The sequence below is a fragment of the Marinobacter sp. L-13 genome (assembly GCF_056857715.1).
This window is the reverse complement of sequence record NZ_JBSXNQ010000049.1, coordinates 64,477-80,018: the sequence shown is the minus strand read 5'-3', so window position 1 is coordinate 80,018 and position 15,542 is coordinate 64,477. Positions and strand designations below refer to the sequence as shown.

The following is a 15,542-nucleotide window of genomic DNA, read 5'->3' as shown; positions in this document are numbered from 1 at the left end:
GGGCCCGGAAACGGCCCCGATACGACTTCCAGATAACGCAAAGGAACCTTTCTCGATGGGTGAGTTAGCCAAAGAGATCCTGCCGGTCAATATTGAAGACGAGTTAAAACAGTCCTACCTCGATTACGCCATGAGCGTGATCGTCGGGCGGGCGCTTCCGGATGTGAGGGATGGCCTCAAGCCGGTTCACCGCCGCGTTCTGTTCGCCATGTCCGAACTGAACAACGACTGGAACAAGGCCTATAAGAAGTCCGCCCGTGTGGTGGGTGATGTTATCGGTAAATACCACCCCCACGGTGACTCTGCGGTATACGACACCATCGTACGTATGGCCCAGCCGTTCTCCCTGCGGTATCCGCTGGTTGATGGCCAGGGTAACTTCGGTTCCATCGACGGTGACAACGCGGCTGCCATGCGTTACACCGAGATCCGCATGGAGAAGATCGCCCACTCCCTGCTGGCGGACCTGGACAAGGAAACGGTCGATTTCGTCGATAACTACGACGGTACCGAGCGGATTCCCGAGGTTCTGCCCACCCGGGTGCCCAACCTGCTGGTGAATGGTTCCTCCGGTATTGCCGTGGGCATGGCTACCAACATTCCGCCCCACAACCTGACGGAAGTCGTAAGCGGCTGCTTGGCGCTGATTGATAATCCGGATCTGACCATCGATGAGCTGATGGAATTCATTCCGGGCCCGGATTTCCCGACCGAGGGCATCATCAACGGCCGTGCCGGCATCGTTGAGGCCTACCGTACCGGCCGTGGTCGTATCTATATTCGTGCCCGCCACGAGATCGAGCACGACAACAAGACCAATCGCGATGCCATCATCATCACCGAGCTGCCGTATCAGCTGAACAAGGCCCGCCTGATCGAGAAGATCGCGGAGCTGGTAAAAGAAAAGCGTCTTGAAGGTATCTCCGAGCTGCGGGACGAATCCAACAAGGAAGGTATCCGGGTGGTGATCGAACTGCGTCGGGGTGAGAACCCGGACGTTGTGGTCAACAACCTGTTTGCCCAGACCCAGCTGGAAACTGTATTCGGCATCAACATGGTTGGCCTGATCAACGGTGAGCCGAAAACCCTGAATCTGAAGCAGCTGCTGGATGCGTTCGTTCGTCACCGCCGTGAAGTAGTGACCCGCCGGACCATCTACGAACTGCGTAAAGCCCGTGAACGTGGCCATATTCTGGAAGGTTTGACGGTTGCCCTGGCCAACATCGACGAGATTATCGAGCTGATCAAGGCCTCGCCGTCCGCCGCCGAAGCGAAGGAAAAGCTGATTGCCAAGGGCTGGTCACCGGGCGATGTCATGGCCATGCTGGAACGTGCCGGTCAGGACGCCTGCCGTCCGGACGACCTGCCAGAGATCTATGGGCTGCGTGAAGGTCTGTATCATCTTTCACCGGAACAGGCCCAGGCCATTCTGGACTTGCGTCTGCACCGCCTGACCGGTCTGGAAACCGAGAAGCTCCAGAACGAATACAAGGAAATTCTCGACAAGATTGCCGATCTGCTGGACATCCTGGGCGACCCCGAGCGGCTGCTCCAGGTGATCCGGGAAGAGCTGGAAGCGATCGTTACCGAGTTTGGTGACGAGCGTCGTACCGAAATCACCAGCTCCCGTCGCGACCTGACCATCGCCGACCTGATTGATGAAGAAGACCTGGTGGTGACCATTTCCCACAGTGGTTACGCCAAGACCCAGGCAGTGGAAGACTACCAGGCCCAGCGTCGTGGTGGTCGGGGCAAGGCAGCAACCTCTATGAAGGACGAAGACTTCGTTGAGAAGCTGCTGGTGGCCAACTCCCACGATACGATTCTGTGTTTCTCCAACCGTGGCAAGGTGTACTGGCTGCGGGTGTTCGAGATTCCACGCGCCAGCCGTGCCTCCCGCGGTCGGCCCATGGTGAATATCCTGCCGCTGGACGAAGGCGAGCGTATTACCACGTTCCTGCCGGTTCGGGATTATCCGGAAGACCAGTTCGTGCTGATGGCCACCTCTGCCGGTGTGGTCAAGAAAACGCCGTTGCCGAACTTCTCGCGTCCGCGCAGCAGCGGCCTGATTGCCCTGTCACTGGATGAGGGCGATACCCTGATCGGTGCAGCCATTACCAAAGGCGATGCCGAGGTCATGCTGTTCTCGACCGCTGGCAAGGCGGTGCGCTTCAACGAAGAAGCCGTTCGTCCCATGAGCCGGACAGCCCGTGGTGTTCGCGGTATCAAGATGCCGCAGGGTCACCATGTGGTGTCGCTGATCATCCCGCAGGACGGTGGGGTTATCCTGACTGCCTCCGAAAACGGCTACGGCAAGCGTACCGCCATTGACGAGTTCCCGACCTACAGCCGTGGCAGCCAGGGCGTTATCGCCATGCAGTGCTCCGAGCGTAACGGTAACCTGGTGACAGCCCTGCAGCTGTTCGACGGTGACGAAATGATGCTGATCTCTGACAAGGGCACGCTCGTGCGTACCCGGACAGACGAAGTGTCGGTTCTTAGCCGGAATACCCAGGGCGTGCGCCTGATCAAGCTGAGCCAAGAAGACGAGCGGCTGGTTGGCGTTGAGCGGATTGCGGAAACCGACGACGAAGAGCTCGACAGTGAAGGCAATCCGATTGTTGCCGACGAGAGCCCGGAAGAAGGCCAGCAAGGCCAAGAAGGCGAGAGTGCCGGCGACGAATAAGCCGGCACTTGCCACGGACAGATTCAGCAAGACTTGAGAGAAAGCAGCAACATGAGCAGGGCGTATAACTTTTGTGCAGGTCCGGCCACCTTGCCGGAGAGCGTGCTTCGTCAGGCGCGGGATGAAATGCTCGACTGGCGCGGTACCGGCATGTCGGTGATGGAAATGAGCCATCGCAGCGACGAGTTTGTCCAGATTGCCGAAACTGCAGAAAAAGATCTGCGTGAACTGGCCGGCGTGTCGGACGACTACGCGGTTCTTTTCATGCAGGGTGGGGCGTCCAGCCAGTTTTCCACCATTCCTCTGAATCTGCTGGGCGAAAAAGGCTCTGCGGACTACGTGAACACTGGCATCTGGTCCAAGAAGGCCATTGCCGAGGCCAGTCGCTATGGCAAGGTGAACGTGGTGGCGAGTTCGGAAGACAGTGGCTTTACCACGATTCCGGATCAATCCTCGTGGCAGACCAGTGCCGACGCGGCTTATCTGCACTACACGCCCAACGAGACCATCGGTGGCCTGGAATTCGGTTTTATTCCGGATAGCCCGGGCGCGCCGCTGGTTGCCGACATGTCCTCATCAATGCTGTCGAGGCCGGTGGACGTCTCCAGGTTCGGTGTGATCTATGCCGGTGCCCAGAAGAACATCGGTCCCTCGGGATTGGTAGTGGTCATTATCCGCAAGGATCTCCTGGGTAAGGCCCGCCAGGAGACCCCGACCATGATGAATTATCAGGTGATCGCAGATAACGGCTCCATGTACAACACGCCGGCGACCTATTCCTGGTATCTGGCCGGTCTGGTGTTCAAGTGGCTGAAAGAGCAGGGCGGTGTGAAGGCCATGGGTGAAATCAACCTGCGCAAGGCCCGCAAGCTCTACGATTTCATCGATACCAACGAGTTTTACGCCAACCCGATTGATCCGCGCTTCCGCTCCTGGATGAACGTACCATTCACGCTGGCGGATGATGCCCTGAACGGTGAATTCCTGAAGGGTGCCAATGCCCGTGGCCTGCTGAACCTGGCCGGCCACCGGTCGGTTGGCGGAATGCGTGCGAGCATCTACAACGCGATGCCAGAAGCCGGTGTCGATGCACTGATCGACTACATGACCGAATTTGCGAAGGAGCGTGGCTGATCATGAGTGATGAGCAGGTTCGGCTCGGAGAGCTGCGGGACGAGATCGATCAACTTGATCAGAAGATCATGGAGCTGATCAGTGCCAGGGCCGCCTGTGCCCAGGAAGTGGCGCACGTTAAAATGACCGCCAATCCGGGGCAGGACGTCTTTTTCTATCGCCCCGAGCGGGAGGCCCAGGTGCTTCGCCGCATCAAGGAACAGAATCCGGGGCCGCTGTCGGGTGAGGAAATGGCCCGTCTGTTCCGGGAAATCATGTCGGCCTGCCTGGCGCTGGAAAAGCCCATGCACATTGCCTTCCTGGGTCCGATTGGCACCTTCACACAGGCGGCAGCGCTCAAGCATTTTGGTCACTCGGTGGTCAGCGTGCCTTTGCCGGCCATTGATGCGGTATTCCGGGAGGTCGAATCCGGCGCGGCCCATTACGGGGTGGTGCCGGTCGAAAACTCGACCGAGGGTATGATCAACCACACCCTGGATATGTTCATGTCCTCGCCGCTGAAGATCTGCGGCGAGGTTCAGCTTCGGATTCACCATCATCTGCTTGTGTCTCCGAAGCATGGCGACCAGGAAATCACCCGGATTTATTCCCATCAGCAATCGTTTGCCCAATGCCGGCAATGGCTGGACACCCACCGCTACGGCATCGAGCGGGTTACCGTCTCCAGCAATGCGGAAGCGGCCCGGCGCGCAGCCGAGGAGCCCGGCACGGCGGCCATTGCCGGTGATATGGCGGCGGAGCTTTACGGCCTGCAGAAGCTGGCGAACAGCATTGAGGATCGCCCGGACAATACCACCCGCTTCCTGATCATTGGCCGGGAGGAAGTGCCGGCCAGTGGCCACGACAAGTCGTCTATCCTGGTGTCCATGCGCAACAAACCTGGGGCTCTTTATCAGCTCCTCGAGCCGTTCCATCGTCACGGGCTCAGCCTGACCAGAATCGAAACGCGGCCCTCGCCAAGTGGCACCTGGGCCTATGTGTTCTACATCGATTTTGAGGGACACATGGAAGACGAACAGGTCCGGAAGGTGCTGGCAGAAGTGGATGAAGAGGCCGTTGAGCTCAAACGCCTGGGTTCCTACCCGATTGGCGTTCTATAAGTATCTGCACCTGCGTTTCTGAGCAAAGAGTGTCGAGGACGATTTATGGCTATTGATTACCAGAGCCTGGCGGTTCGCGGCGTACAGGCCCTCTCACCCTATCAGCCGGGCAAGCCGATTGAAGAGCTGGCCCGTGAGCTTGGCCTCAATCCGGCAGAGATCATCAAGCTGGCGAGCAACGAAAACCCGCTGGGGCCGAGCGAAAAAGCGCTGTCGGCCGCGCGGCAGGCCCTCTCCGAGCTTTGTCTGTATCCCGATGGCAACGGATTCAACCTGAAGCAGGCGCTTTCGAAGCGTCTGAACGTCGGGATGGATCAGATTACCCTTGGTAACGGCTCCAACGATGTACTGGAAGTCATTACCCGTTGTTTCGCCGATGCAGATTCCGAAGTGGTTTTCTCCCAGTACGCGTTCGCTGTCTACCCCCTGGTGACACAGGCCATCGGTGCCAGGGGTGTGTCTGTGCCTGCCCGGGAATGGGGGCACGATCTGGACGCCATGGCCGTAGCGGTTACTGATCGCACTCGCCTCGTGTTTGTCGCCAACCCGAACAACCCGACGGGTACCGTTCACACGGCGGACGCCATCGAGGCGTTCCTGAAGAAAATCCCCGAGAACGTGCTTGTGGTTCTGGATGAGGCCTACTGTGAATACCTGACCGGTGATCAATACCCGGACGGTGTCGAGCTGTTGGCCCGTTTCCCGAATCTCATCGTTTGCCGCACGTTCTCCAAAGCCTGGGGGCTGGCGGCTCTGCGGGTAGGTTACAGTATCTCCTCGCCGGCCATCGCAGACATTCTTAACCGGGTGCGTCAGCCATTCAACGTGGATACGGTTGCCCTGTCTGCGGCCACGGCTGTGCTTGAGGATGAAGACTATCTCCAGCGTTCCCGGGATGTGAACACAGCCGGTCTGCGTCAGTTGCAGGAGGCATTCGACCGGATGGGGCTCAGTTACATCCCGTCAGCCGGGAACTTTGTTGCCGTGGAAGTGGGGGAGCAGGCCATGGGCGTGTACCAGTCCCTGCTGGCCCACGGCGTGATTGTTCGGCCCATCGGCGGTTATGGTATGCCCCGGCATCTTCGGGTTTCTGTCGGGCTTCAGGAAGAAAACGAGCGCTTTATTGATGCACTGGCGCAGGCCCTGGCGGCCTCGGGGTTGAGCGACTGATATGGCGCCGTCCGAGCCTCTGTTTAAACGGGTAGCGGTGATTGGCCTGGGGCTGATTGGCGGCTCCCTGGCCTGCGCGATCCGACGTAACGGGCTGGCGGGCACAGTTGTTGGTACAGATCAGCGCGATGAAGAGCTGCAACTTGGCAAAGAGCTGGGTGTAATCGATCAGGCGGCGTCAACGGTGTCTGATGCAGTTCGTGGCGCGGACCTGGTTGTGCTTGCCGTTCCGGTACGAGCAACACGCGCGGTTCTTGAGCAGATTCGCCCGTCTCTGGAGCCGGACGCGATACTCACCGATGTCGGTAGTACCAAATCCAGCTTCGTAGCCGATGTTGAGGCCGTGTTCGGCGGCTTGTCGCCTCTGGTTATTCCCGGTCATCCCATTGCCGGTTCCGAGAAGAGTGGCATCCGGGCGGCAAATCCCGAGCTTTTCGCCAACCACAAGGTCATCCTTACGCCGCCGGACAATGTCAGCCAGCCCCACCTGGCTCGCCTGCAAGGGCTCTGGGAGGGCTGCGGTGCCACGGTGCTGACCATGTCGGTGGCGTATCACGATGAGGTGCTGGCAGCCACCAGCCACTTGCCTCACCTGATCGCGTTCTCCCTGGTAGATACCCTGGCGGGTGAAGATGAGAACATGGACATCTTCCGGTACGCCGCCGGTGGCTTCAGGGATTTCACCCGGATTGCGGCCAGCGATCCGGTGATGTGGCACGATATTTTTCTGTCGAACCGTGATGCGGTTCTTCGTGTCATTGACCACTTTACCCACGACCTCGAACAACTGCGCACTGCCATTGCCAATCAGGACAGTGCCACGTTGTTGCGGGTTTTCAGTCGCGCCAAGGCGGCGCGTGAACATTTTTCGAAGATGCTCTCAGGACAGGCTTACGTGACAAACAACAGTGAAAAGCAGGTAACGTTCCGTCTTCAGTCCGGTGGCGCGATCACCGGTGATATCCGGGTGCCCGGCGACAAGTCAATGTCGCACCGGTCCATCATGCTGGGTGCTCTGGCAGATGGCGTAACCGAAGTGAAAGGGTTTCTGGAGGGTGAAGACAGCCTGGCGACGCTCCAGGCATTCCGGGATATGGGCGTTACCATTGAAGGCCCGGACGACGGCTTTGTTCGCATCCATGGTGTTGGCATGCACGGGCTTCAGGCCCCCCGCGGGCCTCTGTATCTGGGTAACTCGGGAACCGCCATGCGGCTGTTCGCCGGTTTGCTGGCGGCCCAGCCCTTTGATTCCGAGCTGACCGGCGATGCGAGTCTCTCCGGTCGCCCGATGGGGCGGGTTGCCGATCCTCTCAGGGCGATGGGCGCCGTTATCGATACCGCAGAAGGGGGGCGCCCGCCACTGAAAATCCGTGGTGGCCAGAAGCTGTCCGGTATTCACTATGAAATGCCGGTGGCCAGTGCCCAGGTGAAATCGTGTCTTCTGCTGGCCGGGCTTTATGCCGAGGGCAGTACATCGGTGACCGAGCCCGCGCCTACCCGTGATCATACCGAACGCATGCTCGCGGGTTTTGGCTATCACGTTCACCGCGATGGTGCGACCGCCAGTGTCAGTGGTGGCGGCAAACTGACGGCGACCAATATTGATGTGCCTGCCGATATTTCGTCGTCTGCGTTTTTCCTGGTCGCGGCCAGTATCGCCCCGGGCTCCAATCTGATCCTTCGCCACGTTGGAATGAACCCGACCAGGGTTGGTGTGATCAACATCCTGAATCAGATGGGCGCCAATATCGAGATTCTGGACGAGCGCGAAATCGGTGGTGAGCCGGTTGCTGACCTTCGGGTCCGCTCCGCGGAGCTCCAGGGCATCGACATCCCTGAGGATCAGGTGCCCCTGGCCATCGACGAATTCCCGGTGCTGTTCATTGCCGCGGCCTGCGCCAATGGCCGTACGGTGCTGCGGGGCGCAGAGGAACTTCGGGTCAAGGAAAGCGACCGGATCCAGGTGATGGCAGATGGCCTTGCTGCACTGGGAGTCGAGACCACCGTCACGCCTGACGGCATTATTATCGATGGCGGTCAGACCATCGGTGGCGGTACCGTGAACAGTCATGGCGACCATCGCATCGCGATGTCCTTTGCGGTCGCTTCCCTGCGCGCTGCGGGTGACATTACGGTGAACGACTGTGCGAACGTGGCTACGTCTTTCCCCGGTTTTGTGGAACTTGCGCACGGAACGGGGATCAATATCTCAGCCGAGGGGGCTGAATAATGGTTGTTAGCAGTGCGCCGGTGATTACCGTTGATGGTCCCGGAGGTTCCGGCAAAGGCACCATCACCCAGATGCTGGCCCGAAAGCTCGGGTGGCATCTTCTTGATAGTGGTGCCCTTTACCGGCTGACGGCGCTGGCCGCGGTCCGCCAGGGTGTGTCTCTGGATGACGAGAACGGCCTGGTAAAAGTCGCCGCCGGTTTGGATGTGGCCTTTGAGCCCACTCCGGAAGGTGAGCCGGTAAAAGTGATTCTTGCCGGCCAGGATGTAACAGCAGATATACGTACAGAATCGGCTGGCGACAACGCCTCGAAGGTGGCGGTCATGCAGCCGGTCCGGGATGCGCTATTGCAACGCCAGCGGGACTTCCGGCAGGCGCCGGGCCTGGTGGCCGACGGCCGTGATATGGGAACGGTGGTTTTTCCGGATGCACCGGTAAAAATCTTCCTGACGGCAAGCGCTGAGGAGAGGGCCCAGCGGCGCTATAGCCAGTTGAAGGACGCGGGTGTCGATGTTAACATTGACGCCCTTTTAGAGGAGATACGGGTTCGTGATGAACGGGATATGAACCGTTCCGCAGCCCCTCTCAAGCCCGCAGATGATGCGCAAGTCATTGATTCTACGGGGTTGAGTATAGAAGAGGTGTTGGACAGGTGTATGGCCGCAGCAGGTCAGGCCTGACTACACCTTTTTGTCGTTGAAATGCCGGATGTAGCGCTATCTGCCAGCCACAGGCTTAGTCCGGAACTTGTTAACAGACCGTGTTGCTGGTGGCACGGAGTACACTTGCGTTGATCATATAGGACTCATAATGAGCGAGAGCTTTGCGGATCTTTTTGAAGAAAGCCTAAAAGAAATTGACATGCAACCGGGTTCCATCGTCCAGGGAACCGTTGTAGACGTCGATAACGACTGGGTCACCGTTAACGCCGGACTGAAGTCCGAAGGCGTTATCCCCGCCTCCCAGTTCCTTAACGAAAAAGGTGAGTTGGAAATTGCTATCGGCGACGTTGTCGATGTAGCTCTCGACGCTGTTGAAGACGGCTTCGGTGAGACCCGTCTGTCCCGTGAAAAGGCCAAGCGTGCAGAAGCCTGGAAGGTACTCGAGAAGTCCTTCGAAGCTGAGGAAGTGGTTAAAGGTATCATCAACGGTAAGGTCAAGGGTGGTTTCACCGTCGATCTGGCCGGCATCCGTGCCTTCCTGCCTGGCTCGCTGGTTGATGTTCGTCCGGTTCGCGACACCGCGCACCTGGAGAACAAAGAACTCGAATTCAAGGTTATCAAGCTCGACCAGAAGCGTAACAACGTGGTTGTTTCCCGCCGCGCCGTTCTGGAAGCTGAAAACAGTGCTGAGCGTGAAGCTCTGCTCGAAACCCTGACCGAGGGTATGGAAATCAAGGGTATCGTCAAGAACCTGACCGACTACGGCGCGTTCGTGGATCTGGGTGGTGTTGACGGCCTGCTGCACATTACCGATATGGCTTGGAAGCGCATCAAGCATCCGAGCGAAATCGTTAATGTTGGCGACGAAATCAGCGTTAAGGTTCTGAAGTTTGACCGTGAGCGTAACCGTGTTTCCCTCGGCCTGAAGCAGCTGGGCGAAGATCCCTGGGTTGATATCAAGGGTCGTTACCCGGAAGGTTCCAAGGTCAAGGCACGCGTTACCAACCTGACCGACTACGGCTGCTTTGCTGAGCTGGAAGAAGGTGTTGAAGGTCTGGTTCACGTTTCCGAAATGGACTGGACCAACAAGAACATCCATCCGTCCAAGGTTGTCCAGGTTGGCGACGAAGTGGACGTGATGATTCTGGATATCGACGAAGAGCGTCGTCGGATCTCCCTGGGTATCAAGCAGTGCGTATCCAACCCGTGGGAAGATTTCTCCAGCAACTTCAACAAGGGCGACCGCATCTCCGGCAAGATCAAGTCAATCACTGACTTCGGTATCTTCATCGGACTGGATGGCGGCATCGACGGTCTGGTTCACCTGTCTGACATCAGCTGGAACGAGACTGGCGAAGAAGCGGTTCGTGAATACAAGAAGGGTGACGAAGTTGAAACCGTTATCCTGTCTGTTGATCCGGAGCGTGAGCGTATCTCCCTGGGTATCAAGCAGCTCGAGAGCGATCCGTTCGCCGAGTTTGTACAGCTGAACGACAAGGGCTCTATTGTTAAGGGCACCGTGTCTGCAGTTGATGCCAAGGCAGCTACCATTGCTCTGAACGACGAAGTTGAAGCGGTACTGAAAGCCTCTGAAATCAGCCGTGACCGTGTTGAAGATGCACGCAACGCGCTGAAGGAAGGCGAAGAAGTTGAAGCGAAGATCATCAGCATCGACCGCAAGAACCGCATCATCAACCTGTCTGTGAAGTCCAAAGATGTTGAGGACGACAAGCAGGCACTGGAAAACGTGCGGACCAAAACTGCGGAAACTTCCTCTGGTGCGACCACCATCGGTGATCTCATCAAGGAGCAGATGCAGCAGCAAAACGCCAACAAGGACTAATCTTCCGGTTGGTACGAAAAAAACGGGCTCTAAGAGCCCGTTTTTTTTGTGTTTTTTTCTGGTTTGGCTAAACTAGGTAGTCATGGGAATTCGGTAACCGACGGCCGAATAAAAATGAAAGAGGGAAACGCCTCATGACGAAGTCCGAACTGGTCGAGCTGATTGCTTCCAAGCAAACTCAGCTCTCCGTTAAAGATGTCGAACTGGCTGTAAAAACCATCATCGAGCACATGTCCCAGTCGCTTGCCGATGGTCAGAGAATAGAAATCCGGGGATTTGGCAGTTTTTCCCTTCATCACCGGGCCGCGCGTACCGGGCGCAATCCGAAAACCGGTGAGGCTGTTCAGTTGCCAGCCAAATATGTGCCGCACTTCAAACCCGGCAAGGAATTGAGAGAGCAGGTCAACGACAGCTTGAAGAAAGGCTTTTAACAGCTGCTCAGGGAACGCGTATAATTCGGGCATAAAAGCCCTTTGGGAGTGCTATTGCTATGGCAGGATTGCAGAAGATCCTCATTATTCTGTTGGTTTTGGTCCTGGTTCTGCTGGCATTGGTATTCTCGCTCAACAATCAAATGGCAGTCTCCCTTAACTTCCTGCTGTTTGAAACCCAACCTCATGGTGTCGCTGTCTGGATTATCATGGCATTTGTTGTCGGTGCCCTTGTTGGCGTGCTGATGACCATGCTGGCCACCGTTCGCAACTCGGTGTCCCGGCGAACCCTTCAGAAACGACTTGATCGCGCCGAGCAGGCATTGGAGAAATCCAGGGCCCAGAACGACCGGACTCTTTAATGGATATCGTATTACAGTGGCTGCTGCTGACAGTTGCAGTCGCCGTTGGCTGGCTTGTGGGCCGGCTGGGAAGCGGTGACAGGCGATCCGGCAAAACGATTTCCGATGAGGAATCGGTGAAGGACCGTCTCCAGTTCCTGTTCACGAACTACTCCGACCAGGCGGTTGAGAATTTCGTCCAGTCCCTTGCGGTCAACAAGGATACTGTCAGTCTCCACCTCTCCATTGGCAGCCATTTCCGCAACAAGGGCGAAACCGATCGCGCCATACTGATCCACCAGAACCTACTGGCCAGGCCCGAATTACCCCCGAGATTCTCCCCGCAGGTGACTCTCGAGCTTGCCCGCGATTACCTGAACGCGGGGCTGCTTGACCGCGCCGAGGCATTGCTGCACCAGTTGATGGGCGACAAGGATTACGGGCGGCACTCCTCCCAGCAGCTCATCGACCTCTACCAACAGGAAAAGGAATGGGCAAAGGCTGCCGAAGTGGCCCGAACGCTGACACGTGGGGACGCCGACCCGGCAATGTTCAAGGTGCTGGCCTACCTGACATGCGAGCTGTCGGAAGAGTCCCTGAAACAGGACGACCGTTGGGCTGCCCAGAAACTGGCCAAGGAGGCGCTTGAGTACGATCGCTCCTGCGTGCGAGCCAATCTGATTATGATGAAGCTGCTGGTTCGTCAGGGCAGCTATCGCGAGGCAGGCAGCCAGTGCCTGAAAGTATTCGAACAGAACCCCGAGTTTGGGCCGGAAGCCATCGACCGGCTCATGAAGCTTGAGCACGAGCACGGCGACATTGGCCGGTTGGCGAAAAAACTGCGCAAGCTTTACGAAAACTACCCGAGCACCAGTTTGTTGCTGGCTCTGGTGGAGTCTGTCGAGCGCGCCTCGGGGCGACCGGCTGCTATCGACTTGCTCAGGCAGGAACTGGAAACCCGCCCGAGTGTCCGTGGCTTGCTCAGGCTGGTGGAAATGGCCGGCTATGAGAAGGGCATGACCACTGATGAGGGCAGGCTGGTGAGCCGTATTGGCCACCTGATTCTCGCCAATCGTCCCGTCTACCGCTGTGTCAGCTGTGGTTTCTCTGGCCGTCAGCTGCACTGGCTTTGCCCAAGCTGCAAGCAATGGGAAACCGTGCGCCCGATCCAGGGTGTTGAAGCCGAATAAACCTTTACTGAATTTCTGCAGGACAAGTGAACGTGCAAACCGCTAACGATCCCAAGATCATCGTCGCCCTCGATTTTCCCTCCCAGAATCCTGCCCTTGAGCTGGTCGACAAACTGGACCCGGGTAAATGCCGCCTGAAAGTGGGTAAGGAACTGTTCACCCGTTCCGGCCCGCAATTGGTGGAAGGGCTTCAGAAGCGTGGATTCGACGTATTCCTGGACCTGAAATTCCATGACATCCCGAACACCACCTCAGCTGCAGTTGCTGCCGCTGCCGATCTCGGTGTATGGATGGTCAATGTGCATGCCTCTGGTGGCGAGAAAATGATGACCGCCTGTCGGGAACGTCTGGAAAGCTTTGGTGCGGATCGCCCGCTGTTGATCGCCGTCACGGTCCTCACCAGTATGAACGCCGACGACCTCGTCGGCATCGGCATCACCGATTCCCCGGAAGCACAGGTGTCCCGACTGGCAACCCTCACCAAAAATTGCGGCCTCGACGGCGTCGTCTGCTCCGCCCAGGAGGCACCGAAGCTTAAAGTCGAGCAGGGCGCCGACTTCAAACTGATCACACCGGGTATCCGCCCCCTGACGGCCGATAAAGGCGACCAGCAGCGCATCATGACGCCCACAGATGCCCTCAAAGCCGGTTCCGATTACCTCGTGATCGGCCGTCCGATTACTCAGGCGTCTGACCCGCTGGCTTCCTTGGAGGCTATTCACTCTGAGGTTATTGGCGCCTAGTTTCTAGGTTCTTGTCTGATTTGGGCTCCTAGCTTGCATGGTTTGGAGTCTGGTGGTGTGGGGCCTCCCTCCCAAAAACCGCTACGAGCACATCCATGTGCGCTTGGCTGTGGCCATCCTTGGCCACAGACATTTTTGGGAGGGAGGCCCCACACCACCTCTTCTAACTTCCTCAGATATATCTTGCATCAGAGTTCGGTGGGCTACTGCAATCTGCTGACTATCTGCTTTCTGTGAGAGTTTTGTCTGTTTTGCGGATACGTACACCGTCGAACGGTGTGGCTGTCATGGCTTTCCAAAACTGTAGAGGGCCATGGACGGCCCGAAACAAGCGCACACGGACGTGCTTGTAGCGTGTTTTGGAAAGCCATGACAGCCGCACCAGTCCCGCCAACGAGCAGGCTAGGGCAGGAGTAAACCTCAAAAACAAAAGATAGAATCAAAAGCGGGGCAATAAAAAACCCGCTAACTCAAAGAATTAGCGGGCTTTTAGAATAGTGGCTCCCCGAGCTGGGCTCGAACCAGCGACAAACGGATTAACAGTCCGTTGCTCTACCAACTGAGCTATCGGGGAACGTCGTCGTGTGACGAGGCGCGTATATTAAGTTGGCAATACCGCCCCGTCAACCCCTGGCCAGAACTTTTTAGCCAAGCGCTTTCTGAAGGCGTTCGACAGCCTTTTCCAGGTTTTCCATGCTGGTCGCAAAGCTCAGGCGCATGTGGCCAGGGCAACCGAAGGCGGAACCCGGGACCAGTGCCACGCCGGCGTCGGTCAGCAGTTTCTCGGCGAATTCAACGTCAGTGCTGACGCTGGAATCCGCATCGATGGCGCCCTGGAAGCTGGGGAACACATAGAAGGTACCGTCGCCGTTCAGGCATTCAACGCCTGGCAGCTTGTTCAGTGCTTCTACCAGCCAGTCGTGGCGTTCCTTGAAGGCCTTGACCATCTCGCCCACGCAGCCCTGATCGCCATCCAGCGCAGCCTGTGCCGCTGCCTGGGAGATGGAGGCCGGGTTGGAGGTGCTCTGGGACTGGATCTTCTTCATTGCACCGATGATTTTCGCCGGGCCCGCGGCGTAGCCGATACGCCAGCCAGTCATGGAGTAGGCCTTGGATACGCCATTCAGGACGAAGGTGCGGTCATACAACTCAGGCGTGGCGTTCAGGATGTTGCAGAACGCTTTGCCGGTCCAGAGGATCGGCTCATACATATCGTCGGTGGCGATCATGATGTTCGGGTGCTTCTTCAGCACCTCGCCGATGGCCTGCAGCTCTTCGAGGGTGTAGGCCATGCCGCTCGGGTTCGAGGGGCTATTGATCACGAACAGGCGGGTACGCTCGGTAATCGCGTTTTCCAGCTGCTCCGGAGTGATCTTGAAGCGGGTTTCAGCACCGGTTTCGATAATCACGGGTTTGCCTTCAGCCACCAGCACCATATCCGGGTAGGAAACCCAGTACGGGGCAGGGATGATGGCTTCGTCACCCGGGTTCAGTGTGGCAAGTGCGAGGTTGAAAAAGCTCTGTTTGCCACCACTGCTTACCAGTATCTGGTTGGCTTCGTAATCCAGGCCGTTGTCCCGTTTGAACTTCGCAATAATCGCTTTTTTCAGGGCTGGCGTACCATCCACGGCAGTGTATTTTGTCTGGCCGTTATTGATGGCTTCAATGGCTGCCTGTTTGATGTGATCAGGTGTGTCGAAGTCCGGCTCGCCGGCACCCAGGCCGATAATGTCCTGGCCTGCTGCGCGGAGTTCCGCGGCCTTGTTGGTGACTGCGAGGGTGGGAGAGGGCTTGATAGCCTGTACTCGGCTGGAAAGTTGAAGGTCCAAACTTGCGCTCCTTAAAGCTGCGTCTGATAGGGCTGCGACCGCCGGGTGCCAGAGCTGCTGGCTGATTTACGCCCAGCCGTCGATCGCACTGATGGTATCATGAAGCCAGTGTATCGCTAAATTTCTCGAATGGCAGGGGCTGTTTCGCCCGTGCGTCGGTTTTACCGGAGGTTTCCGCCAGTT

Annotated in this window: 12 protein-coding genes and 1 tRNA gene; 11 read left to right on the top strand and 2 right to left on the bottom strand. The window is 57.6% G+C overall.

The window, feature by feature from the left end; genetic code table 11:
• Positions 1-55 precede the first annotated feature (55 nt).
• The 11 genes from gyrA to pyrF all read left to right on the top strand — a co-directional run bounded on the left by gyrA (position 56) and on the right by pyrF (position 13,530).
• On the top strand, positions 56-2,686 hold the full coding sequence (gene gyrA / locus AC13DD_RS07820) for a DNA gyrase subunit A (protein ID WP_008172069.1): 2,631 nt from the start codon (positions 56-58) through the stop codon (positions 2,684-2,686).
• A gap of 51 nt (positions 2,687-2,737) precedes the next feature.
• Positions 2,738-3,820 carry a 3-phosphoserine/phosphohydroxythreonine transaminase gene (gene serC, locus AC13DD_RS07815; protein ID WP_008172068.1) on the top strand — a complete coding sequence of 361 codons (1,083 nt, stop codon included), beginning with the start codon at positions 2,738-2,740 and terminating at the stop codon, positions 3,818-3,820.
• 2 nt (positions 3,821-3,822) lie between these two features.
• Positions 3,823-4,920 carry a prephenate dehydratase gene (gene pheA, locus AC13DD_RS07810; protein ID WP_008172067.1) on the top strand — a complete coding sequence of 366 codons (1,098 nt, stop codon included), beginning with the start codon at positions 3,823-3,825 and terminating at the stop codon, positions 4,918-4,920.
• A gap of 45 nt (positions 4,921-4,965) precedes the next feature.
• Entirely contained in the window at positions 4,966-6,090 is a 1,125-nt protein-coding gene (gene hisC / locus AC13DD_RS07805; RefSeq protein ID WP_008172066.1) for a histidinol-phosphate transaminase, read from the top strand.
• A gap of 1 nt (position 6,091) precedes the next feature.
• Positions 6,092-8,320, top strand: a complete 2,229-nt coding sequence (locus AC13DD_RS07800; protein WP_286801289.1) for a bifunctional prephenate dehydrogenase/3-phosphoshikimate 1-carboxyvinyltransferase — start codon at positions 6,092-6,094, stop codon at positions 8,318-8,320.
• Positions 8,320-9,000 carry a (d)CMP kinase gene (cmk, locus tag AC13DD_RS07795; RefSeq protein WP_014576793.1) on the top strand — a complete coding sequence of 227 codons (681 nt, stop codon included), beginning with the start codon at positions 8,320-8,322 and terminating at the stop codon, positions 8,998-9,000. The genes AC13DD_RS07800 and cmk overlap by 1 nt, the downstream gene beginning before the upstream one ends.
• 130 nt (positions 9,001-9,130) lie before the next feature.
• Entirely contained in the window at positions 9,131-10,825 is a 1,695-nt protein-coding gene (gene rpsA, locus AC13DD_RS07790; protein WP_014576794.1) for a 30S ribosomal protein S1, read from the top strand.
• Between the two features lie 134 nt (positions 10,826-10,959).
• The gene (locus AC13DD_RS07785) at positions 10,960-11,256 is read left to right on the top strand and encodes an integration host factor subunit beta (protein WP_008172061.1); all 297 of its coding nucleotides are present in this window, start codon (positions 10,960-10,962) and stop codon (positions 11,254-11,256) included.
• A gap of 59 nt (positions 11,257-11,315) precedes the next feature.
• Positions 11,316-11,618, top strand: coding sequence for a LapA family protein (locus AC13DD_RS07780; RefSeq protein ID WP_008172060.1), 303 nt, complete (start codon positions 11,316-11,318; stop codon positions 11,616-11,618).
• A complete protein-coding gene (gene lapB, locus AC13DD_RS07775; RefSeq protein WP_008172059.1) occupies positions 11,618-12,787 on the top strand; it encodes a lipopolysaccharide assembly protein LapB in 1,170 nt (389 codons plus the stop codon). Before AC13DD_RS07780 ends, lapB begins: the two co-directional genes overlap by 1 nt.
• A 32-nt stretch (positions 12,788-12,819) precedes the next feature.
• Complete coding sequence (gene pyrF, locus AC13DD_RS07770; RefSeq protein WP_053114953.1) at positions 12,820-13,530, top strand: orotidine-5'-phosphate decarboxylase; 711 nt, start codon at positions 12,820-12,822, stop codon at positions 13,528-13,530.
• 498 nt (positions 13,531-14,028) lie between these two features.
• Here the strand turns inward: pyrF and AC13DD_RS07765 are convergent.
• Positions 14,029-14,104 (bottom strand) — tRNA-Asn (locus tag AC13DD_RS07765).
• A 70-nt stretch (positions 14,105-14,174) separates the two neighbouring features.
• Positions 14,175-15,359 (bottom strand): pyridoxal phosphate-dependent aminotransferase, encoded by a 1,185-nt coding sequence (locus tag AC13DD_RS07760; protein ID WP_008172055.1) that lies wholly within the window; start codon positions 15,357-15,359, stop codon positions 14,175-14,177.
• Positions 15,360-15,542: the final 183 nt, after the last annotated feature.

What these genes read in the sequence shown, in the direction of transcription:
- pheA (WP_008172067.1), top strand. Translation starts at nt 3,823, where the DNA reads ATGAGTGATGAGCAGGTTCGGCTCGGAGAGCTGCGGGACGAGATCGAT.
- AC13DD_RS07780 (WP_008172060.1), top strand. Translation starts at nt 11,316, where the DNA reads ATGGCAGGATTGCAGAAGATCCTCATTATTCTGTTGGTTTTGGTCCTG.
- serC (WP_008172068.1), top strand. Translation starts at nt 2,738, where the DNA reads ATGAGCAGGGCGTATAACTTTTGTGCAGGTCCGGCCACCTTGCCGGAG.
- hisC (WP_008172066.1), top strand. Translation starts at nt 4,966, where the DNA reads ATGGCTATTGATTACCAGAGCCTGGCGGTTCGCGGCGTACAGGCCCTC.
- cmk (WP_014576793.1), top strand. Translation starts at nt 8,320, where the DNA reads ATGGTTGTTAGCAGTGCGCCGGTGATTACCGTTGATGGTCCCGGAGGT.
- AC13DD_RS07800 (WP_286801289.1), top strand. Translation starts at nt 6,092, where the DNA reads ATGGCGCCGTCCGAGCCTCTGTTTAAACGGGTAGCGGTGATTGGCCTG.
- lapB (WP_008172059.1), top strand. Translation starts at nt 11,618, where the DNA reads ATGGATATCGTATTACAGTGGCTGCTGCTGACAGTTGCAGTCGCCGTT.
- rpsA (WP_014576794.1), top strand. Translation starts at nt 9,131, where the DNA reads ATGAGCGAGAGCTTTGCGGATCTTTTTGAAGAAAGCCTAAAAGAAATT.
- gyrA (WP_008172069.1), top strand. Translation starts at nt 56, where the DNA reads ATGGGTGAGTTAGCCAAAGAGATCCTGCCGGTCAATATTGAAGACGAG.
- AC13DD_RS07785 (WP_008172061.1), top strand. Translation starts at nt 10,960, where the DNA reads ATGACGAAGTCCGAACTGGTCGAGCTGATTGCTTCCAAGCAAACTCAG.